Here is a 19,418-nt window from a genome sequence, read left to right on the forward strand (position 1 = left end):
GCACACACTCAGGTGTCGGAGTCCCTGCCGGGCCGGAACCCGCCGCGCGGGGTGATCACCAAAGCGTGAGGTCGCGAAATGTCTCATTGGTCTGATTGCGCCCTCAGTTTCCGAGCCCGCATCTTTTCCACGTCGAATCAACAACCACAGGCCGATTCCAATGATAGCCTGACAGACAGGCAGTCAACGTCCTTTGATTCGGGGGGATCAAGCGATGGAATTGCGGCCACTTGCCCTGATCATGGTAGGCCGATGGTCAGACTCGATCATCGACCACGTGGAACGACAAACCGAGGTCGAACTGACCTGCGCCCGAGCCCACCCTCGCGCTCTCCGCACCGCGATAGCCAGACAGAGAGGTACCTGGCTCCTGGTGGGCGACCGACTGAGCGAATCAACCGTCGAGACACTGGTGCACGACGCGTGGGAAATCCAGAATGATCTTCGACTTGCCCTTCTGGGCTCCCCCGACGATCAACTCCGATGTCAGCGCTGGGTACAGCGAGGGTGCCGCATCTACCTATCCCCCACGGTGACCGGAGAACGACTTCTGCGCAGCCTCACGCTGGCCGAGGACGGATTTTTCATCCTGGATGAGAAGTTCCAGCGAAACACCGGAGTGCTACGGCCTGTTCGAGAAAGCCTGACCGCCCGGGAGACCGATGTCCTCGAACTCCTCTCCTGCGGTTTGACAAACAGCCTCATCGCCCAGGAGTTGTTCCTCTCACGCAGCACCGTCGAGTTCCACATCAAGCGGATATTCGGAAAGCTCGGAGTGAGCAACCGGACCGAGGCAGCGGTCCGAGCTCGCGAGCTGGAGCTGGGACCCGAGCGGCCTTACGCCGCCGGCCTGACCCCCTGAACGACCCTCACCAGAGGAAACATCAGCACCTGCACCCCTGAGCGGCGAACCTCGACCAGTCCGGCTCGCTGCGCGTCCTCGGCGTACTCAGCAGTCTTGGCGAAATCAACGACCACAAATCTTCCCCCCGGACGCAACACCCGGAATATCTCCCGAAAGGTCGCCGCCCGCCGTTCCCGGTCCGAGATGTTGTGAATCGCCAGCGACGCGGTGATGAGGTCGTACGATCCATCCGCGAACGGCAGATCACTCATGTCGCCATCCACGAGGCGAACGCGCTCGGACACCCCGAGCCGCCGCGCGTTTTCCAGACAATTCTCCCGGCTGCTGCCACCCTGGTCCTGGTTTCGCCAGAGATCAATGCCCGTACCCGACCCGCGCGTTGCCCGAACCACGGCACCCAGCAGCATAAGGCCACGCCCGCAGCCGAGATCAAGGATGTCCTCGTCGCCACGGAACTGGATCTCATCGAAAATCCGGTCCCGTAGTAGAATCTTCCCTCGCCGGGAGGAGTAGGCCATTGCCGCGGCGAAGGCGACTCCGACAAGCAGGACAAGCACACCAACAGCGTCGATGAGCAGACTGGAGAAGTGGACACCCAACCCCAGCGCCACCGCCCCGAACACCGCGACGACGAGGAAAACGTAGACCACGGGCGGCGCATCCAGGCCGTAGTCCGGCTGCCGAATGATCGAACCCCGAGCACTCATGGACCGTCCCCCGATAATGCGGCTAGGCTGATGCCGACACCGCGACTTTACACTGCAAAGCTGAGGCTGGCCAGGAGTGAGCATGACCGAGCCGGAACGCCCCGCCCTGACCAGGGACCGAATCGTCGCGGCGGCATTGCGCCTGGTCGAGGCCGACGGGCTGGACAAGCTCAGCGTCCGGAAACTGGGCGCGGCACTCGGGGTGGAGGGCATGGCGATCTACCACCACATTCCGAACAAGGACGCCCTGCTCCAGGCTTTGGTCGATCGGGTGAACAGCCTGGAGGACACCCCGGTGCCCGAGGAACTCCCCTGGCGGGACCGGCTCCGCGCGCACTACCAGCGATTCCGCCGGGTGGTCCGCAGCCATCCGAACCTCGCGCAACTCGTGCTGACCCGCCCGGCCCGCGACAAGCGTTCGGCCGACGCCACCGAGGCTCAGTGCCGGGCCCTGGCGGCCGGCGGACTGGCCGGCCCGGCACTGCTGCTCGCCCACCGCACCATCGGCAGTTACGTGGTCGGCTTCCTCTCGATCGAGGTGCGCGCCGCACTCGGTGATCAGGGCCAGTCGCCCTCGGTCCAGCTGAACCTCGCCGAGGACTACCCGTTCCTGTCCGGCCTCTACGCCGTGGACGACAGCCTCAGTTGGGACGAGCAGTTCGACGCCGGCCTCAGCCTGCTGTTCGACGCGGTGGCGGCACTCGGCGGCAAGGACCCGCGGCGGCAGCCCGGCTGAGGCCGGACCACCGCCGGGGCGCGGTCACAGCGCCGCGATCCAGGCCTGCGCGCCGGCGTAGAAGTCAGCGGAGTTGCGATGCAGGTTCAGCGCGTGTCCCGAATCAGGCAGCAGCACCGTACTCAGCCGGGCGCCACCGGTGAAGAGCCTGCTCTCGTACTCGCGAACCTCATCGGCTGAAGAACACCGCAGCCACTGGCCACCACAGAACAGCTGATCCTGCTGCCCGAGCGCGATGAGCACCGGCGTCTTCACCGCTGCGGCGAGCCGGATGTCATAGGCGCTGCCGAGCGAGGTCTGCTCACCCGTGGTCGTGGTGCTCTTGTCCGCCTCGTCCCTGGCGATGACAGACGGCACGGCGTTGCCCGGGTTGAAGAAGAACTCGCTCCGGCTGCCCGCCCTGGTCGTCAGATAACCCTCGGGCGGGTTGGCCGGGCCGGTCACCGGATCGTCCTTCGCCGCCACCAGGGTCTTGCCGAACTCGGCCAGTTTGGGGCCGGCCGCGTGGGCGTACCCGGACAGGACGACCCCGGTCACCTCGGGCCTGCGGGTCGCGACCGCGAGCGCGATCCCCGCGCCGAAGGAGTGCCCCACAAGCACGATCCGCTGATAGCGCTGCCCACGCACACCGGCGAGTACCTTGGCCACCACCTGCTCGACCGCGACAACCTGTGCGTCGAACCCGACCTTGTCCGCCGCCGGACGATCACTGTTCCCGGTGCCGAGCCGGTCCAGCGCCAGGGTGGCCAGCCCGGCGTTGTTGGCGCTCCGCTGGTAGGACGGGCCGCTGCCGTCCGGACTGGTGGTCCAGTAGTGCCGGTCGTAGGTGAGGCCGCCCAGCAACAACTGCACTGTGGCCACCACACCGGCCGGGCGGCACAGCTCCCCCCTCAGGGACGTCCTGCCCAGTCCCGGTGGCTCGGTCTCGATGGTGATCTCCTGGCACGCCACCGGTCTTGGCCGCCCGCCCGGCTGCGCCGCGGTCGCGGGAATTCCCGCGCCGGCAGCACAGGCCACGGCGAGCAGGGCGGTGACGGTGGTTCGAACTACTCCGCGCACAGTACGTCCTTTCTCTGTTCTCCAGGAGGTCAGCCCGCGAGTGCCGGAAGGACCTCGTCGATGAACCGGCGCAGGCTGGTCTCGGCCACCTGGCCGGTCACCCCACCGAAATCGACCTGCCAGAGGAAGCAGTCGGCGGTGAGTTCCGCCCTGACCTCCGACACCCGGTCGACCACGCGTTCAACACTTCCGACCACGGCGCCACCGGACTCCCGGAGTGCCCGCACGTCGAGCCCGCGGATGGCGGTCGCCATACCGGTGTAGCCCTGGTAGTCGGCGGATCTGGTCGATCGCCACGAGTCCGTCGCCTCCGCCCACACCTCCAGGTACTCGCCCAGCAGCGCGTCACCGGTCCTGGCCGCCTCCACCTCGGTCGCACCGACGTAGAGCGGCAGACTGGCGGCGACGCGAGGGCTCCGGCCAGTGCTCCCGTGGTTGTCCTCGAACGCCTCCCGGTAGACCTCGATGTGGTCCCGCATCTCCGCCAGGGAGGACAGTGTCGGAGTGACGAGCAGGCCAAAACCCTGCTCACCGAGCCAGGCGAAGCTCTGCCGAGACCGGACCGCGGCGCCCCAGACCGGCGGATGCGGCGGCTGGACCGGTCGGGGCAGGCTCGTGGCGTCCTGGTAGGAGAAGAACGGAGTGCGTTCACTCACGCCCTGTTCCGTCCACAACCGCAGCACCGCCTTGATCGTCGCCTCGTACCTCGCCCTGCTCTCGTCCATGCGGACGCCGAATGTCTCGAACTCATAGGGCAGGTAGGCGCGGGCGAACCCGACGTCGAGCCGGCCACCGCTGAGGGCATCGACCATCGCGGTCTCGGCCGCGAGCTGGACGGGGTGGTGAAAGGCGGGGAGCAGACAGCCGGTCATCAGGCGGATCCGCCTGGTCCGCGCGGCCACCGCGGCCAGGAAGGTGAGCGGATTCGGGCAGTACCCGCCGTAGGGATGCAGGTAGTGCTCGGTCATCTTGACGTGGCTGAGGCCAGCCTGGTCGGCGAGCGAACTCAGGGTGAGCACGTCGCGGAAGTACTCCTCAGCCGAACGTCGCGCCGGCCTGCAGTCAGGCAGGAACGAGATTCCGTGTTCCACAGGACTGGCCTCCACTAGATCACCGCGAACAGGAAGAAGACGAGGTGGGCGACGACCAGGGGCAGCAACTCGGGCACCTGCCAGGCGAGCAGGCCGTGCACGACCCCCATCACCAACGCGCCGACCACCGGGAACATCGCCGCCCGCCAGGAGGACATGAAGAACACCTGCATCCCGACGAAGAGCACGGTCGAGGCGAGGATGGCGACCACCGGACCCGCCGGGCGAAAGGTGTTGAGCAGGATTCCCCTGAACACCACCTCCTCACAGCCGACCTGGAGGCTGACCACGCAGACCGCCGCGGGCAGGGGCAGCACCTGGAGCGTGGCGAAGTGGTGCCGGAGCCAACCACCCCGGCCCACGGCGAGCCAGCTCTTGACCGTGGCCGGGCCAGACCGCGGCGAGTCCGTCGCGCCGGAGGGGCGGCTCCCCGAGAGCGCCCGCCGCCGGTTCCAGCGCAGGGACGCCTCGATGAGCAGTCGGCAGAGGAAGGAGGCCAGCGCCATCTCGCCGATGCCGAGTAAGGCGCCCAGCACTATCAGGGTCGGTGACACGCTGCCGAGACCGGCTTCGGCCAGCGAGATTCCGGTGACCCCCAGGAGAATGACCACCACGGCGAGATGGCTGACGGCGGCGGCCATCAGCTCCAGCACCCCGCCGACCTCACTCCGGTCGTACCGGCTCACGAAGTTCACCCGCTGCGCGAGCCGCTGGGCGCCGGCGAAGAGCCACTGCTTGCAGTAGCGGTAGTACAGCACCACGAATGCCGCTGCCAGCAGGAACTTCCCCAGCCACGGCAATGCGGCGCTCATCGGAGGACCTGCCGCGTCCGGGGCAGATCCGGCGCCAGCCGCTGGCACCGCCAGACGTGCAGGTTGAACAGCGCGTGCGCGAGCGCCGGGGCGAGCACGGCTCCAGTGGTCAGAGCCAGCCCCAGTGCGACCGCGGCCAGCGGGAGTTTGGCCAGCACCTGGTCCCAGCCGAAGAACACGTGCGTCAGCGCGAACAGCACGGTGACCGCCACGGCGCCCAGCCACTGCGTGCCCTCGGGCAACAACTGGGTGAGGCGGATCAGCAGCCCGCGGAAGACGATCTCCTCCAACACCGCCACACCCAGCAGCCAGCCGAGCCCGACCCGATAGTCCTCGGCGCTGGGCGCGAAGCTGCCGGTGACCTTGAAGATCCCGATCGTGCGGCGCCGGGCCGCCTGATCCCCCAACGGGACCGGCCGGACCCGGTGCACCCCCTCGCCCCCACCGCGCACGGCCCGTCGGCGTGTGTTCCCGCCACGGCGGCCGGACAGTCCACGCAGGATCGCACCGTCCGCCCAGATCACCGCCACTCCCCCGGCGAGCCCGAGCGGCACCGCCAGCAGGGTCGCGCCGATGCTGCTGGTCAGGATCCCGGCGGGCCCGAGCAGGAGCAGACCGCAGCCGCAGAGCACGGCCATGGTGACCACGTGCGCGGGCAGGAAGCCGACGCCGAAACGTTCCAGCCACCTCGTGCGCAGGTGGGCGGCGAGCGTCAGGCAGCCCATCCCCAACAGGGCTAGCACGGCGAGGGCATACGCCTGCTGCTCAGGGGTAAGGGTGTGGATCATGATGCTGGAACCCCCCGTAGGCGGCGAATCGAGGATGGGCGGCCGCGGGCGCGCCAGGCAGCGGGAGGCTGAGGGTGTCCGGGGACCAGACCCGGCTGACCCGGAAACCGAGCTGCCGGATGTCCACCGTGGTCAGATCGGCGTGGTAGAGCCGTTTGCCGCTGTCCCGGAACGCCCGTACCAGCCCGGCCACCTGCGCGCGCACCGGCCGGTCGTCGTCATCGGGGAGGTCGGAGGCGGCCGCCTGCGCGCAATCGGCGAAGCGGCGCTCGACGGTCTTCGCCGGATCGGCGCCCGCATAGCGGACGACGTTGCTCTCCAGGTCGTAGATCGCGTTCTCGTCGTGCTGGTGGTCATCCACCGGCCTGCCCTCGGCGGTCACCGCGGAGATCACCGCCAGATGTCCGACGCCGGTGGCCTCCAGCAACGCCTTGTACATCGCCCTACCGAGTCGGCCGTCGACGCCGAGACCGACCACGATCGCGGGGAAGGCGCCGGGCGCCGCACGCAGCAGGCAGGCCACGACATGTCCGGGCAGGTCGGGACTGGGCAGCAGGTGGAATTCCGGCTGTCGGGCACCCGCGGGCCAGTAGGTGCCGAGGAGGCGGCGCAGCGCGTGGGTGCGACCGTCACAGGCGATCCGCGTGCTGGGCGTGGCACCGTGCCAGTGTCCGATGGCGGCGTCGATCTGCACCGCCTCATGCAGGGCGGACAGCAGGGCCGCACCGCTGGTGGTGTGCGCGGCGGTACCCGTGGTCACCGCCGCGTTGAGCCACGGCTCGCCCTCCAGGTCCCTGATGACGTAACCGACCAGGAACAGCTGTGCCGGTACGTGCGTCCGGCCCGGCGCCGACAGTGAGTCGACCTCGATCCAGCCCAGCGGCGCGTCCGGATCGGGCCGCTGGAACGGGAACCCCGGACGGGCGAGCTGCTCGTCGGTGAACAGCCGCACCGCGTCGAGGCCGAGCACCGGCAGACCGTCGCGCGCCATTTCCTTGGCCGAACGGAAAACGACCGGGTGCCGCCCGCTGACCGCCGCGACGTATCCCGCGTAGCGCTCCACGGTCTCGCCCAGGGTTCGGATGTGACTCTCGAAGGGCAGCACGCCGTAGCCGCCGATGTGGTAGCTGCCGGGTTTCGGCGCGGGCTGGTCCCGCAGCACATGCACGCCGGTGAGGTCTCCGCCGGCGCACATCACGCGCGGCCCGGACCGGGGCCCGTACATGAAGGACATGGCCTGGGTAAGGCCGCAGAGCGAGCCGTGCATGCGCCGGTGCAACGCCGCGACGCGCTGGCCAGGGTCGACGCCGATGTGCACGTCCGGGATCGTCGGCGGCATCAGGCACCTTCCCCGATCCAGGCCCTGGCGTCGAAGTAGAGCGAGGCGTCGTCACGTTCGACCACGGGTCCGCAACCGGCGCAGCCGGGCAGCCTGAGCACCTCGTGGTACCCCATCTCCATCGTCGGCAGGTACACGCTGAGGCATTTCTCGACGGTGAACGTGGTCCCCGTGTGCAGGTAATTCACCGCTTCCAACGCGACGTGCGCCGCGAGCAGGCCGAGCAGCGGCCCGAACACCGGTGGGCTGCCCAGCCGCACGGACCCTTCGGTGAGCGCGTTCTTGTACCGCTGATAGGCACTGCCCTCCCGCAGGTTCATCGAGACCCTGGTCTCGAAGCACTCGAAACAGGCGGACCGGCGAGGCAGGATCGTCGGCCCGATCAACAGGAACGGGCCGTCGACCGCGGAGTGCAGCCAGGGGAAGCCGACCTCGGCCGAGAGCCGGTTCAGCGCGCGCAGGCGCAGCGGGTTGACCGTGGTCTCCGCGAGCAGGACCAGGTCGCCCTGCCATTGCCGCGCGGCCTCGGCAGCCTCGGCCAACGCCATCCCGTCGGTGGCCCCTGCGCGTTCCAGGTCCAGCACGGCCTGCCATGCGGGATCCGTGGCGGGGACGATCCCCGCCTGCTCACCCGCGCCAGCGGGCCCCAGCTCGGCCAGGATCCGCGCACCGAGGTCGTGGTCGCCGACCAGGTGGATCGGCGTGTCCACGGTCGCTCCCGCCAGGTCCGAGGTGAGCGTGTCCACCCGGTCCAGGTACGCCTCGAGCGCGCTGGCCGACTGTTCCTCGATCAGGTTCAGTTGGTCGAGATGGTCGACCAGTGCCTCGACCTCGGCCCTGGGCACCCCGGCCTGCTTGGCGATCTCACCCCGTGACCGGGTGCCGTCGAGGCTGGAGACCAGGGTGAACAGGGTGTTCGACCCGGCGTGGTCGGTGAGGGTGTACGACTCGGCGTTCCACACCCCGGAACGCAGCTCGACGACATCCGGGCTGTGCCCGATGACCGAGACGGACCTCTTCAACCGCAGTTGTTTACTCCTGCGCAAGGAAATCTCCCCCATTCGGTGTCGGCTCGGCGCCGACGGGCGGTGCTGCGGTCAGCCGAAGACAGCGCGTGCGGTGGTGGCCTGCTTGCCTTCCCGTGGCGCTGCGGCGAACTGCAGGTCGATGAACGCCTCGGCCACCTTCTCCTTGGGCAGCCGCACTCCGCGCTGGTCCCGCACGAGTCCGGCGACCCCGTCCAGGAAGCTGGTGAGGTGTCGCACAGCGGGTAGTTCCAGCACCTTCTCCAGCGGGACCCCGCCACGCTCCAGCCAGTTGTCCGCGAGCGCCCCCTCGAAGGTGGTCAGGGACTGGTACATGAGCCTCGGTGCCACCGCGTCGGAGGCGACCGGGTGCCGCTCGGCCACCGCGAAGGGATCGCGGTTGTAGGCCGCGAGCCTGCCCCGCGGTGCGGTGCTGAAGGTGCCGTCGAGCAGGGATCCCGCCTCGGAACCGAAGCCGACCCAGTCCATCTCCAGCCGGAAGTAGGCGAGGTCGCTGTGGCAGCGGAGCCTGCCGAAGTGGCTCATCGCGTACTCGGGAAATCCCGCGCCGGTGAGCAGGCCCCGTCCCAGCCGGTATGCCTGCTTCTGTTCAGCGCGCAGGATCTGGCTGTCCCCGCGTGCCATCTGGCGCCGCAGCACCGTGCCGACAGCGGGCCGGAACGGGTACAGGGCGACGTGGGTGACCGGCAGGCTGAGTGCGGCGGTCACCGAGTGCTCGACCTCGCCGAGGTCCTCGCCGGGAAAGCCGCACATCAGATCGATGTTGAGATCGGTGAAACCCGCCTCTGCGGCGAGGTGGAAGGCGCGGCGTGCCGACTCGGCCGTGTGCGCGCGGCCGAGGGCTCGGAGTCGTGGGTCATGGAAGGACTGGACGCCGCTGCTCATCCGGAAGAAGCCGATGTCGCGGAAGGCCGCCAGTTTCTCCGCGGTGAGGGTCTCCGGGCTGCACTCGATCGTCGACTCACGGAGGTCGGTTAGGTCCAGCACTTCGTGCAAGGCCGCGCCAATCCGGTGGATCTCCTCGACGGTCAGGATGCTGGCCGTGCCGCCGCCCCAGTAGTGGATGACCGGCTGGTAGCCCTGGTCCCGCAGTTCGGCGCCCCGCTGCCGGATCTGGCGGCACAACGCGTCCACATAGGACACCCGGTCGGGATCCTTCGCTCTGCGAAGCAGGTCCGAGGTGGGGATTTCGGTCACCCAGTCGCAGAAGTGGCACTTCGACATGCAGAAAGGCACGTGCACGTACACCAGCAGTGGGCGCGACATCGCCTACCCCTGCCAGCCGAGCACGGAGGTGTGCAGGACGGCGGTCAGCACACCGTCGAGGCCGAGTACCTCGTTCACCTCGTCGTCGTAGAAGCCGGCACAGTCGACCGAGCCCAGTCCCAGCGCCGCGACGGTCAGATGCGCGTTCTGCGACATGCCACCGATCTCGTGCAGGACGAACCGCATTCCCCTCGGTCCGTACTTTCGCATCGTCCGCCACGGCCGGGCCACGTAGCAGAGCACCGCCGCGGCCGAACTGATGGTGATCTGGTCGTCCGGGATGGCGAAGCACCCGGACAACCTGGCCAGCACACCCGCGTCGCCCACCTGGACGAGACCGTCCAGCCGGGGCGCGTAGCGGTACACCGCCGGGCTGAGGCCGGTGATGTTCAGCGCCGCCACCCACAGCTCGACCGGGTACAGGCCGCCCGCACTCGGCACCGTGCGGAATCGGTAGGTCACCGTGCCACCGCGCATCAGGTCGACGTCGCCTTCGGCGGTGATCGCACCCACGTGGCGCAACAGGGTGGCCAGTTCGGGCAGGCCGACGGGATCCCCGCTGTAGGTACGGGTGCTGCGCCGCCTGGACACGGCCTCCCCCAGCTCAAGCCGGGTACGGATGTTCGGCGGCAACTGGACGATCTCGTCATCCCGGAGAACCTCGGTGTCCAGTTCGGCCAGGGCGGCTACTGTCGGGTCGGCGAAGTAGGCGCTCGCGGACAGCGCGGACTCCCGGTCCCACCGCCGCAGCCTGCCACCGACCAGGAACTCCTCGGCCGGGCGCGGCAACCCGTTGGCGGAGAGGTTCTCGAACCTCAACTGGTGGGTGCGCAGACCGGAGGCGTGTACATCGGGACTGACCGCCCGGTAGCTGGTGCAGGAGATGGCTGCCTGTCTGAGATCACTCGCGGAAAGTTCGGTCATCGGCTTCTCCCGGCGGTGGCAGGTTTCGGGTGGCCTCAGTCGTCGACGAGTTCGACCGGCGGCACCCCACGACGGAGGGCGATCATCTGGTCCTTGAGTTGTTCCTGGGTCACTGGGCGCGCGTACCGGCCGAGTTTGAAGGTGGCGTGCGCCCACTCGTTGAACTCGATGAGACCGAACCGGTTTTCCTGTGCGTCGTGCACCGAGGCGCCCATGCCCAACGAGTCGCCCGCCTCCTCGGTGGCGAACGGGCTCTCCTTGAACGACTCCCGGAACTCGGGCCGGATCTTCTTCGGGATGCTGAGTTCGTAGGGGCCGGCGATCACCGAACCACCCAGGTCGGTCAGCCGCCCCAGCGACTCCTCCAGGCTCTCGACGGCGAAGTAGACCGTCACGGGCTCGCCGGGGAACCGTTTCTGCGAGACGACCAGCAACACGCCGTCACTGGACACTGGCGCGTGATAAGCGATGGCGTGCGAAAGATTCCGCGCCAGCGGCACACCGAGCATCGTTTGATAGAACTCGATTCCCGCTCCGACGTCATCGACGGGAACATTGATAATGGCAGGCTTGAACAGCTCCATGGCACCACACCTCGATCGATGAATTCCGGGACCGCTGCCCGCACCGGCGGCCGGGTGGGACACAGACGGCCCCACCCGGGATTCACATCGCCGGCATCACGCCGACGCCGCGGTCACCGGCCGCACGATCGAACCGCAGGAGCAGCTCGTGCAACCAGCGCATGAGCAGCATCCGCCGGGGACGAGCATTCCGACGCTCGCACTCTGGCCGAACGCGGCGAGCGCCGGTTGTGCGGAAACACTCCGGTGCTCGACGAACATCACCGTTTCCAGCTTCATCGATTTCACCTCCTCTGCCTGAATCGCACCACGGGTGAACAACGGCGACGCTAGCGATCCTGGGGCTGCGGCGGATATCCCGCAGAACCCCAGTAAAAACCAAGGAGTCGCACAGTTGACAAAAGCCCGATTCGCGGGGAGAGGAGGACCGGTGCGCCCGCCATGGTCGGCCGCACCGGCGTGAGTTTCAGGGACGGGGGATGTTGCGCAGGTTGCTGCGGGCCAGTTCGATCATCTTGCCCACCCCGCCGTTGAGCACCGTCTTCCCCGCCGCCAGCGCGAACCCGCGCACCATCTCGCCGGTGATCTTCGGCGGCAGGGACAGCGCGTTGGGGTCGGTGACGAGTTCGACCAGGGCGGGGCCGGGGTGGGTGAAGGCCTCCCGCAACGCCGGCTCGACCTCGGCGGGCTTCTCCGCGCGGATGGCGTGGATGCCGGCTGCCTTGGCGATCGCGGCGAAGTTGACCTGGCGGTGGTCGGTGCCGTGGTCCGGGAGGCCGTCGACCAGCATCTCCAGTTTGACCATGCCCAGGCTGGCGTTGTTGAACACCACCACCTTCACCGGGATGTCGGCGCCGGAGAGGGTGAGCAGGTCGCCCAGGAGCATGGACAGGCCGCCGTCGCCGGAGAGGGCGACCACCTGGCGGTCGGGGTAGGCGAGTTGGGCGCCGATGGCCTGGGGCAGGGCGTTGGCCATGCTGCCGTGGCGGAAGGAGCCGATCATGCGGCGGCGGCCGTTGGGGGTGAGGTAGCGGGCGGCCCAGACGTTGTTCATGCCGGTGTCGATGGTGAAGACGGTGTCGGCGGCGGCCACCTCGTCGAGCACCGCGGCGGCGTACTCGGGGTGGATGGGGGTGCGGTCGGCGATGTCCCTGGTGTAGGCGTCGACGACCTTCTCCAGGCGGTCGGCGTGTTTGCGCAGCATCTTGTCCAGGTAGGACCGGTCGGTGCGTTGCTTCACCTTGGGCAGCAGGGCCCGCAGGGTTTCCTTGACGCTGCCGTGCACGGCCAGTTCGAGCGGGGTGCGGCGGCCAAGGCGGGTGAGGTCGTGGTCGACCTGGATGGTGCGGGCCTGGGGCAGGAAGTTGTCATAGGGGAAATCGGTGCCCAGCAGGATGACCCGGTCCGCCTGGTGCATGGCCTCGAAGCAGGCGCCGTAGCCGAGCAGGCCGCTCATGCCGACGTCGTAGGGGTTGTCGAACTGGATCCACTCCTTGCCGCCGAAGGAGTGGCCGACCGGTGCGCCCAGGCGAGCGGCCAGTTCCATCACCTCGGCGTGCGCGCCGCGGGCGCCCGCGCCGACGAACAGCATGACCTTCTCGGCGCTGTCAAGCAGCTCCGCCAGCTCGTCTACCGTCCGGTCGGTAGGGACCACGGGCGAGGGACGGACCTTGGTCACCGGCGGGGTGGGCGCGGTGGCCTTGCGGTCGGCCAGGTCGCCGGGGATGGTCAGCACCGACACGCCGCCGCGGCCCAGCGCGGTCTGCATGGCGATGCGCAGCAGGCGGGGCAGCTGCTCGGGCTGGGAGACGAGTTCGCTGTAGTGGCTGCACTCGGCGAAGAGCTGCTCCGGGTGGGTCTCCTGGAAGAAGCCGGTGCCGATCTGCGCGGCCGGGATGTGCGAGGCGATGGCCAGCACCGGCGCGCCACTGCGGTGCGCGTCGAACAGGCCGTTGATCAGGTGCAGGTTGCCCGGACCGCTGCTGCCCGCGCAGACCGCCAACCGACCGGTCAGTTGGGCTTCGGCGGAGGCGGCGAAGGCGGCGGTCTCCTCGTGCCGCACGTGCACCCACTCGATGCCCTCGGTGCGGCGGACCGCGTCCACGATCGGGTTGAGACTGTCCCCGACGATGCCGTAGATCCGCTGGACCCCGGCCTCGCGCAGCAGGTGTACGAGCTGCTCGGCCACATTCGTCATGTTGTCCTCCTCCGGCTCTACTTCCCAGCCTGCGCCGGGTTAACCCATGCGTCCAATGCCGGATTTCCGGCCCATCGATACTCTTGACACATGGATCTGCGGACCTTGGCCTGGTTCCGGGAGGTCGCCGAGGGCGCCACGGTCACCGAGACCGCCCGCCGCGCGCACCTGACCCAGCCCGCGCTGTCCAGGGCACTGGCCAAGCTGGACCAGGAGACCGGTGCCGCCCTGTTCCAGCGGGTGGGCAAGACCCTGGTGCCCACCCCGGCCGGACACCTGTTCAAGACCTGCGTGAGCGAGGTGCTCGACCGCTACGCCCAGGGCCTGCGCGCGGTGGCCGAACTGACCGACCCCGGCTGCGGCACGGTGCCGCTGACCTTCCTGCACACCCTGGGCACCTGGCTGGTGCCGCCGCTGCTGAGCCGGTTCCGCGCCGGGTTCCCGGACATCGCCTTCGAGCTGACCCAGCACGGCGAGGCGGGCCTGGCCACCGCCCTGCTCTCCGGCGCCGCCGACCTGGCGGTCACCAGCGACGATCCCGGCCACCCGCAGCTGCGCTGGCAGCACCTGCTCACCGAACCGCTGTTCCTGGCCGTGCCGCCGCGCCACCGGCTGGCCAGGCGCTCCCGGGCCCGGCTGGCCGACCTGGCCGAGGAGCCGTTCATCCTGCTCCGCCCGGGTTACGCCTTGCGCGCCACCACCGAGGACCGCTGCCGCCAGGCCGGGTTCACCCCTCGGGTGGGCTTCGAGGGCGAGGAGGTGGAGACCCTGCGCGGACTGGTCGCCGCCGGACTCGGCGTCGCACTGCTGCCGCTGCCCGGCGGCGAACCGGCCACCCCGTACCTGCGGCTCACCGATGTGCGGGCCACCAGGGACATCGGGCTGATGTGGCTGGCCGAACGGGAGCTGCCACCGGCCTCGGCGGAGTTCAGGGCGCACGTGCTCGGCACCGTCGCCGATGGTCTGGACCTCCCCTGGCAACGGGGCAAACCAGCGAGGTAGGGTCCGCGTCCATGGACGCGACCCCCCTGCCCGATCCCGCGGACTGGCAACGAATCGCCCGCCCGGATCGCCGCCTGTCCATCGCGCTGGCCGCACTGTATGAGTATTACCCGACCCTGGACGGCCCGCCCGGCGTCGAGCACGAGTCCTATGTGGATGGTGCGGTGACGCAGCTCGCGCCGCCGTTCCAGGCCGACGCCGCCCGAGCCGAGGTGGTCGCCGGGGCGATCCGGCACGCGGTCTCCTACCCGACCTGGCAGTCCCTGGTCCGGACCAGCGGCCTGGTCCCACTGGACGCGGTGCGGCTGATGGTGGCCATGGTCAAGACCGCCGCGGGCGAACGCGGCTGAAAAATCTTGGCCCGATTTCCGCCGTGGTGTCGATCCGGGGCTCCTGGGTTCGTGTAGAGAGCGAACCAAGGAGGAGAAACCCATGGCCCAGTACCTGCTCAGCATCTACCAGCCGGACGGCCCCACCCCGCCGCCGGAGTTCCTCGACCCGATCATGAAGAAGCTGGACGCGGTCAACGCGGACCTGATCGCCTCGGGCGCGCGGGTCTTCGCCGCCGGGCTGTTCCCGCCCAGCACCGCCACCGTGATCAGGGCCAGGGACGAGGAGGTGCTGATGACCGACGGCCCGTTCACCGAGGGCAAGGAGCACATCGGCGGCTTCACCGTGATCCAGGCCGAGGACCTGGACGCGGCCCTGCACTGGGGCACCCGGCTGGCCGAGGCGCTCGGGCTGCCCATCGAGGTGCGGCCCATGTACGAGTGATGGACGTCGAAGCGGTCTTCCGCGCCGAGTACGGGCGCGCGGTGGCGGTGCTGGTCCGCCTGCTCGGCGATATCGATCTCGCCGAGGAGGCGGTCCAGGACGCCTTCGTCACCGCGTTGCGCCGCTGGCCGACCGAGGGCCTGCCGCCCAGTCCGGCGGGCTGGATCATCACCACCGCCCGCAACCGGGCGATCGACCGGCACCGGCGCGAGTCCGGCCGGGACAGCCGGGAAGCCGAAGCCGTGCTGGCACACGGCCCCGAGGATCCGGTGGAGGTGGGTGCGGTGCGCGACGACCAGCTGCGGCTGATCTTCACCTGCTGCCACCCGGCTCTGGCCCCGGCGGCCAGGGTCGCACTGACCCTGCGACTGCTCGGCGGACTGTCCACTGTGGAAATCGCCAGGGCTTTCCTGGTGCCGGAATCCACCATGGCGCAACGCCTTGTGCGGGCCAAGGGCAAGATCAGGGACGCCCGCATCCCGTACCGGGTGCCACGGGAGGCGGATCTGCCGGACCGGCTGCGTTCGGTGCTGGCCGTGCTGTACCTGATCTGCACCGAGGGCCACACCGCGAGCGCGGGCGAACGCCTGGACCGGCCGGATCTGGGCGCGGAGGCGATCCGGCTGGGCAGGGTGCTGGCCGGGCTGATGCCGGACGAGCCCGAGGTCTGGGGCCTGCTCGCGCTGATGCTGCTGGTGGAGTCAAGGCGGGCGGCCCGCACCGACGCGGACGGCGCGCTGATCCCACTGTCCGAACAGGACCGTGCGCGCTGGAACCCCAGTCATGTCAAGGAAGGCCAGGCGATCGTCGAGGCGTGCATCCGCCGAGGGCAGCCGGGTCCGTACCAGATCCAGGCCGCCATCAACGCCGTGCACGCCGATCCGCCGCCCACCGACTGGCCCACCATCGTCACCCTCTACGACCAGCTGCTGAGCCTGACCCCCACCCCGATCGTCGTACTCAACCGGGCGGTCGCCGTGGCCGAGGTGGACGGCCCGGCCGCCGCGCTGGCCCTGATCGAGCACCTGGAGCTGCCCGGCTACCACCTGCTGCCCGCCATCCGCGCCGACCTGCTGCACCGCCTCGGCCGCACCGCCGAGGCCCGCGCCGCCTACGAGGAGGCGATCAGCCTCGCGGGCAACGCCACCGAACGGGACTTCCTGCGCCGCCGCCGCGATCAGCATGCGCCGGACTCATAGCCCCGAGAGACAACCGGCATTGGACGCATGAGCCCAGCTCAACCAAGCTCAGCGCATGAGCATTTCCACCCCTGCCGACCGACTGTTCGGTAGTCGCGTCGTGGTGATCGGCGCCGGTTCCGGCATCGGCAAGGCCATCGCGCACTCTCTGGCCAAGGCCGGGGCCGACCTGCTGCTGGCCGGCCGCGACCCGGGCGCGCTGGAGCGCACCGCCGTCGAACTGGCCCCGTACGCCGGCTCGGTGGACACCCAGCCGGTGGACCTGGCCGAGGAGGGTTCGGTCACCGGACTGGCGCTGCGTGCGGGCCGGGTCGACCACGTGATCAGCACCGCCTCCGCCGCCGCCAACGGACCGGTGTCCACAATGGACTTCACCGCGGTGCGCACCGCACTGGCCGCCAAGGTCATCGGCCCACTGCTGCTCGCCAAGCACCTGGCCGAGCGGATCGACCCGGCGGGCAGCATGCTGTTCTTCTCCGGCGTGATCGCCTGGCGCCCCGCCCCCGGCCGCAGCGTGATGGCGGCGACCAACGGCGCGCTCGCCCACCTGGTCGAGGCCCTCGCCCTGGAACTGGCGCCGGTGCGGGTGAACGCGATCAGCCCCGGCATCGTCGACTCCGGCGCCTGGGACGCCCTGCCGGACAAGGACGGCTTCCTGGCCGGGGTGGCCGCGAAGAACCCGGCCCGCCGGGTCGGCACTCCGGCGGATCTGGCCGAGGCGGCGTTGTTCACCTTGACCAACCGCTTCGTCACCGGTTCGGTGGTGCACGTCGACGGCGGCGGCCGTCTGGCCTAGTCCGCCTCTACAGGCAACCCCGTCGGCGGCTGGGCCGGACCCGCGCCGCTTCGCATACTCGGGTGATGAGCGCCTGGGAGCTGCGCGTGCGGGCCGGCGGCCACGGCGAGGCCGGCACGCTGGTGGTCGCGATGACCGGGCTGGCCGCGCTGGTCGGATTGCTGGCCGCGCTGGCGGTGGTCGGCTACGCGGCGATGAACCAGGACCCCACGCCCTGGGAGTCGGACTCGATGTTCGTGGTGGTGCCCATCGCCATCGCCGCGGTGCTGATCCCGTTCGGGCTGTTCCTGCTGCACCACCGGGAAATCCCCGCGCACACCGTGCGGATCACCACTGAGAGCGTGCAGACGGTCAGTCGCTCGGGCGAGGACATCCGGCCGCTGACCGAGCTGCGTGCGGTGACCGTGCACCACAGCTTCGTCAGCCACCTGCCGCGGTGGACCCACCTGGCTCTGCACTTCGAAACCTGCAACGTGCGCACCCGGCAGTTCCCCTACCGCGCCGGCCTGGCCGCCGAGTTGACCGCGGTGCTCAAGGAATGCCAGGTGACGGTGACTGAAGCCGTCAGTGAGACCAATCCCGGTTGAGCCACCCGCCGTCATCCGGTCGAACGACCATACCGTCCACAATGGACAGTGACCGGAATCGGCAAATTTGCTTTCAGGGCTGGGCTGAATGTGTTCGTTCGGGTAAAAACGACCTCCGCGTGTTTACGCGCCTGTCGCCGGAGCGCTAGAAAAGTCCTATGTTCGTCGACTTCCAGACCCTCCGGTTCACCAGGGACCACACCTGGGTCCGGCACCGCGGCGACACGCTGCGAGTGGGCTTGACCGATGTGCTCACCCGCGGCCTGACCGATCTGGTCGAGGTGGGCCTGCCGCCGCTGGGCGGTGACGTGCACCTGTTGGCCCCGTGCGGATTCCTGGCCACCCGTACCTGGTTCGGCGACCTGTTCGCGCCGATGTCCGGGCTCGTGGTGGAACGCAACGAACGGCTCTTCGACGATCCAGGCCTGATCGTGCGCGACCCGTACGACACCGGCTGGCTCTTCGAGATCCGCACCACCGGCGACCCGTTGCTGGACACCCTCGACGGCGCCGACTACCTCGAACTGGTCAGCCAGGTTCCCTAGGCCGCTCAGGCGGTGGCGAGCAGGAACACACCCAGCGAAGGCATCCCCACCACCGCGAGCGCGCCGACCGCCGTGGTGATCCGGTACTGCATGAGCAACGCGACGAACTCGCGGATGAACGCGCTCGGCAGGAAGTACAGCGCGGTGCGCGAACCCACCACCCGCATCCGCAGCTTGAGCTGATACGACAGCACCGCGGTGCGGAAGACGTGGTAGTTGTTGGTCACCGCGACGATCCGCGCCCCCGGCCGCGCCGGGGTCACCAGCGCCGAGCTGAACCGCAGATTCTCCTCGGTGGTGCGCGCCCGGTCCTCCAGCACGATGTGCTCGGCCGGGACCTCGCGGGCCAGCAGGTAGTCCCGCATCGCGGCCGCCTCGGTGGTGGTCTCCCCCGGCCCCTGCCCGCCGGAGACCACCAGCACCGGCTCACCCCCGGCCGCGCGATCCCTGCGGTAGAGCGCCAGTCCGCGCTCGATCCTGGCCGCCAGCAGCGGCGGCACCCGGTCCCCGATCAGGCCGCTGCCCAGCACCACGATCGCGTCCACCCGACCGCGGCTGCTCAGCGATCCGTACACAATGGAGTAGGCGAGCAGGCTGACGAACAGGAACGCGAAGTAGCCGAAGGCCAGGATCACCGCCATCAACACGAGTTGCGCGGGACGTTCCAGCCGCCAGCCGAAGATCACGGTGAACCCGAGCAGCCCGATCGTCGTCAATCCTGTCAGCAGGGACAGCAGGTTGGCCGGCCGGAAGGACTCGCGGCGTAGCATGATCACTCCGTTGGCGAGGAGCGCGAACGGCAGCACCAGCCCGATGAGCAGGGCGAGCAGCCCCAGCAGCACCACGATCATGCCGTAGCCGTACTGCCCCAGCTCCCAGGCCGCCCACAGACCACCGAAGAACAACAGGATGCCGAACCACACCGCGTTGCTCATCCGGCGGGGTTCACGCACCACCCGCACCAGAAAGACGAGGCCCGCGATTCCTGCCAGGATTCCGAACAGCACGTCAGCCCTCTCCAACCCGACCGGCGACCGTCCACAGTGTGCAGTACCGCCGGAGAGCGCGAACACCGGGCCGCCCGCGGTACACATCGGGCCG

22 protein-coding genes are annotated in these 19,418 nt (G+C 69.3%); 9 read left to right on the top strand and 13 right to left on the bottom strand.

From position 1 onward, the window contains the following. Window positions 1–373: 373 nt before the first annotated feature. The gene (locus HNR67_RS33020; protein WP_221490138.1) at window positions 374–862 is read left to right on the top strand and encodes a response regulator transcription factor; all 489 of its coding nucleotides are present in this window, start codon (window positions 374–376) and stop codon (window positions 860–862) included. On the opposite strand, the gene HNR67_RS33025 is transcribed toward HNR67_RS33020, so the two are convergent. Then, window positions 838–1,572 carry a class I SAM-dependent methyltransferase gene (locus HNR67_RS33025; RefSeq protein ID WP_185006247.1) on the bottom strand — a complete coding sequence of 245 codons (735 nt, stop codon included), beginning with the start codon at window positions 1,570–1,572 and terminating at the stop codon, window positions 838–840. The genes HNR67_RS33020 and HNR67_RS33025 overlap by 25 nt on opposite strands. 82 nt (window positions 1,573–1,654) lie before the next feature. Here HNR67_RS33025 and HNR67_RS33030 point away from each other — a divergent pair, with 82 nt between their 5' ends. After that, window positions 1,655–2,308: a TetR/AcrR family transcriptional regulator gene (locus tag HNR67_RS33030; RefSeq protein WP_185006249.1), complete on the top strand. Its 654-nt coding sequence runs from the start codon at window positions 1,655–1,657 to the stop codon at window positions 2,306–2,308. A 24-nt stretch (window positions 2,309–2,332) separates the two neighbouring features. Here the strand turns inward: HNR67_RS33030 and HNR67_RS33035 are convergent, their stop codons facing one another. The 11 genes from HNR67_RS33035 to HNR67_RS33085 all read right to left on the bottom strand — a co-directional run bounded on the left by HNR67_RS33035 (window position 2,333) and on the right by HNR67_RS33085 (window position 13,414). Continuing rightward, a complete protein-coding gene (locus HNR67_RS33035) occupies window positions 2,333–3,367 on the bottom strand; it encodes an alpha/beta hydrolase (protein ID WP_185006251.1) in 1,035 nt (344 codons plus the stop codon). A gap of 29 nt (window positions 3,368–3,396) precedes the next feature. Then, window positions 3,397–4,473: an LLM class flavin-dependent oxidoreductase gene (locus HNR67_RS33040; protein WP_312988556.1), complete on the bottom strand. Its 1,077-nt coding sequence runs from the start codon at window positions 4,471–4,473 to the stop codon at window positions 3,397–3,399. Beyond that, on the bottom strand, window positions 4,473–5,270 hold the full coding sequence (locus HNR67_RS33045) for a CPBP family glutamic-type intramembrane protease (RefSeq protein ID WP_185006255.1): 798 nt from the start codon (window positions 5,268–5,270) through the stop codon (window positions 4,473–4,475). The genes HNR67_RS33040 and HNR67_RS33045 overlap by 1 nt, the downstream gene beginning before the upstream one ends. After that, the gene (locus HNR67_RS33050) at window positions 5,267–6,058 is read right to left on the bottom strand and encodes a CPBP family intramembrane glutamic endopeptidase (protein WP_185006257.1); all 792 of its coding nucleotides are present in this window, start codon (window positions 6,056–6,058) and stop codon (window positions 5,267–5,269) included. Before HNR67_RS33050 ends, HNR67_RS33045 begins: the two co-directional genes overlap by 4 nt. Next, on the bottom strand, window positions 6,036–7,397 hold the full coding sequence (locus HNR67_RS33055; RefSeq protein ID WP_185006259.1) for a YcaO-like family protein: 1,362 nt from the start codon (window positions 7,395–7,397) through the stop codon (window positions 6,036–6,038). Before HNR67_RS33055 ends, HNR67_RS33050 begins: the two co-directional genes overlap by 23 nt. After that, complete coding sequence (locus HNR67_RS33060) at window positions 7,397–8,419, bottom strand: TOMM precursor leader peptide-binding protein (RefSeq protein ID WP_185006261.1); 1,023 nt, start codon at window positions 8,417–8,419, stop codon at window positions 7,397–7,399. Before HNR67_RS33060 ends, HNR67_RS33055 begins: the two co-directional genes overlap by 1 nt. A gap of 75 nt (window positions 8,420–8,494) precedes the next feature. After that, window positions 8,495–9,709 (bottom strand): coproporphyrinogen-III oxidase family protein, encoded by a 1,215-nt coding sequence (locus HNR67_RS33065; protein WP_185006263.1) that lies wholly within the window; start codon window positions 9,707–9,709, stop codon window positions 8,495–8,497. A 3-nt stretch (window positions 9,710–9,712) separates the two neighbouring features. Continuing rightward, entirely contained in the window at window positions 9,713–10,633 is a 921-nt protein-coding gene (locus tag HNR67_RS33070; protein ID WP_185006265.1) for a SagB/ThcOx family dehydrogenase, read from the bottom strand. Window positions 10,634–10,668: 35 nt separating this feature from the next. After that, window positions 10,669–11,217, bottom strand: a complete 549-nt coding sequence (locus tag HNR67_RS33075) for a VOC family protein (RefSeq protein WP_185006267.1) — start codon at window positions 11,215–11,217, stop codon at window positions 10,669–10,671. A 96-nt stretch (window positions 11,218–11,313) separates the two neighbouring features. Then, window positions 11,314–11,496 (bottom strand): hypothetical protein, encoded by a 183-nt coding sequence (locus HNR67_RS33080; protein ID WP_185006269.1) that lies wholly within the window; start codon window positions 11,494–11,496, stop codon window positions 11,314–11,316. 187 nt (window positions 11,497–11,683) lie between these two features. Continuing rightward, the gene (locus HNR67_RS33085; protein ID WP_185006271.1) at window positions 11,684–13,414 is read right to left on the bottom strand and encodes a pyruvate dehydrogenase; all 1,731 of its coding nucleotides are present in this window, start codon (window positions 13,412–13,414) and stop codon (window positions 11,684–11,686) included. Window positions 13,415–13,504: 90 nt separating this feature from the next. On the opposite strand from HNR67_RS33085, the gene HNR67_RS33090 reads away from it, so the two are divergent. From HNR67_RS33090 to HNR67_RS33120, 7 genes are all read left to right on the top strand, one after another. Beyond that, window positions 13,505–14,416, top strand: a complete 912-nt coding sequence (locus tag HNR67_RS33090; protein ID WP_185006274.1) for a LysR family transcriptional regulator — start codon at window positions 13,505–13,507, stop codon at window positions 14,414–14,416. Window positions 14,417–14,427: 11 nt separating this feature from the next. Then, the gene (locus HNR67_RS33095) at window positions 14,428–14,766 is read left to right on the top strand and encodes a hypothetical protein (RefSeq protein ID WP_185006277.1); all 339 of its coding nucleotides are present in this window, start codon (window positions 14,428–14,430) and stop codon (window positions 14,764–14,766) included. An 82-nt stretch (window positions 14,767–14,848) separates the two neighbouring features. Next, window positions 14,849–15,190, top strand: coding sequence for a YciI family protein (locus tag HNR67_RS33100; RefSeq protein WP_185006279.1), 342 nt, complete (start codon window positions 14,849–14,851; stop codon window positions 15,188–15,190). After that, on the top strand, window positions 15,190–16,389 hold the full coding sequence (locus HNR67_RS33105) for an RNA polymerase sigma factor (RefSeq protein WP_185006281.1): 1,200 nt from the start codon (window positions 15,190–15,192) through the stop codon (window positions 16,387–16,389). The genes HNR67_RS33100 and HNR67_RS33105 overlap by 1 nt, the downstream gene beginning before the upstream one ends. Before the next feature lie 55 nt (window positions 16,390–16,444). Continuing rightward, window positions 16,445–17,185: an SDR family oxidoreductase gene (locus HNR67_RS33110; protein ID WP_185006283.1), complete on the top strand. Its 741-nt coding sequence runs from the start codon at window positions 16,445–16,447 to the stop codon at window positions 17,183–17,185. 65 nt (window positions 17,186–17,250) lie between these two features. Further along, window positions 17,251–17,772 (top strand): hypothetical protein, encoded by a 522-nt coding sequence (locus HNR67_RS33115; RefSeq protein ID WP_185006284.1) that lies wholly within the window; start codon window positions 17,251–17,253, stop codon window positions 17,770–17,772. Window positions 17,773–17,930: 158 nt separating this feature from the next. Continuing rightward, window positions 17,931–18,317 (top strand): glycine cleavage system protein H, encoded by a 387-nt coding sequence (locus HNR67_RS33120; protein ID WP_185006286.1) that lies wholly within the window; start codon window positions 17,931–17,933, stop codon window positions 18,315–18,317. 5 nt (window positions 18,318–18,322) lie between these two features. On the opposite strand, the gene HNR67_RS33125 is transcribed toward HNR67_RS33120, so the two are convergent. Continuing rightward, on the bottom strand, window positions 18,323–19,324 hold the full coding sequence (locus HNR67_RS33125) for a YdcF family protein (protein WP_312988564.1): 1,002 nt from the start codon (window positions 19,322–19,324) through the stop codon (window positions 18,323–18,325). Window positions 19,325–19,418: the final 94 nt, after the last annotated feature.

The organism is Crossiella cryophila (assembly GCF_014204915.1).
Classification (GTDB): domain Bacteria; phylum Actinomycetota; class Actinomycetes; order Mycobacteriales; family Pseudonocardiaceae; genus Crossiella; species Crossiella cryophila.

Bases quoted from the DNA above. Each gene is read 5' to 3' on its own strand.
- HNR67_RS33025 (WP_185006247.1), bottom strand. From the start codon at position 1,572: ATGAGTGCTCGGGGTTCGATCATTCGGCAGCCGGACTACGGCCTGGAT.
- HNR67_RS33030 (WP_185006249.1), top strand. From the start codon at position 1,655: ATGACCGAGCCGGAACGCCCCGCCCTGACCAGGGACCGAATCGTCGCG.
- HNR67_RS33045 (WP_185006255.1), bottom strand. From the start codon at position 5,270: ATGAGCGCCGCATTGCCGTGGCTGGGGAAGTTCCTGCTGGCAGCGGCA.
- HNR67_RS33050 (WP_185006257.1), bottom strand. From the start codon at position 6,058: ATGATCCACACCCTTACCCCTGAGCAGCAGGCGTATGCCCTCGCCGTG.
- HNR67_RS33055 (WP_185006259.1), bottom strand. From the start codon at position 7,397: ATGCCGCCGACGATCCCGGACGTGCACATCGGCGTCGACCCTGGCCAG.
- HNR67_RS33065 (WP_185006263.1), bottom strand. From the start codon at position 9,709: ATGTCGCGCCCACTGCTGGTGTACGTGCACGTGCCTTTCTGCATGTCG.
- HNR67_RS33070 (WP_185006265.1), bottom strand. From the start codon at position 10,633: ATGACCGAACTTTCCGCGAGTGATCTCAGACAGGCAGCCATCTCCTGC.
- HNR67_RS33075 (WP_185006267.1), bottom strand. From the start codon at position 11,217: ATGGAGCTGTTCAAGCCTGCCATTATCAATGTTCCCGTCGATGACGTC.
- HNR67_RS33080 (WP_185006269.1), bottom strand. From the start codon at position 11,496: ATGAAGCTGGAAACGGTGATGTTCGTCGAGCACCGGAGTGTTTCCGCA.
- HNR67_RS33085 (WP_185006271.1), bottom strand. From the start codon at position 13,414: ATGACGAATGTGGCCGAGCAGCTCGTACACCTGCTGCGCGAGGCCGGG.
- HNR67_RS33090 (WP_185006274.1), top strand. From the start codon at position 13,505: ATGGATCTGCGGACCTTGGCCTGGTTCCGGGAGGTCGCCGAGGGCGCC.
- HNR67_RS33095 (WP_185006277.1), top strand. From the start codon at position 14,428: ATGGACGCGACCCCCCTGCCCGATCCCGCGGACTGGCAACGAATCGCC.
- HNR67_RS33100 (WP_185006279.1), top strand. From the start codon at position 14,849: ATGGCCCAGTACCTGCTCAGCATCTACCAGCCGGACGGCCCCACCCCG.
- HNR67_RS33105 (WP_185006281.1), top strand. From the start codon at position 15,190: ATGGACGTCGAAGCGGTCTTCCGCGCCGAGTACGGGCGCGCGGTGGCG.
- HNR67_RS33110 (WP_185006283.1), top strand. From the start codon at position 16,445: ATGAGCATTTCCACCCCTGCCGACCGACTGTTCGGTAGTCGCGTCGTG.
- HNR67_RS33115 (WP_185006284.1), top strand. From the start codon at position 17,251: ATGAGCGCCTGGGAGCTGCGCGTGCGGGCCGGCGGCCACGGCGAGGCC.
- HNR67_RS33120 (WP_185006286.1), top strand. From the start codon at position 17,931: ATGTTCGTCGACTTCCAGACCCTCCGGTTCACCAGGGACCACACCTGG.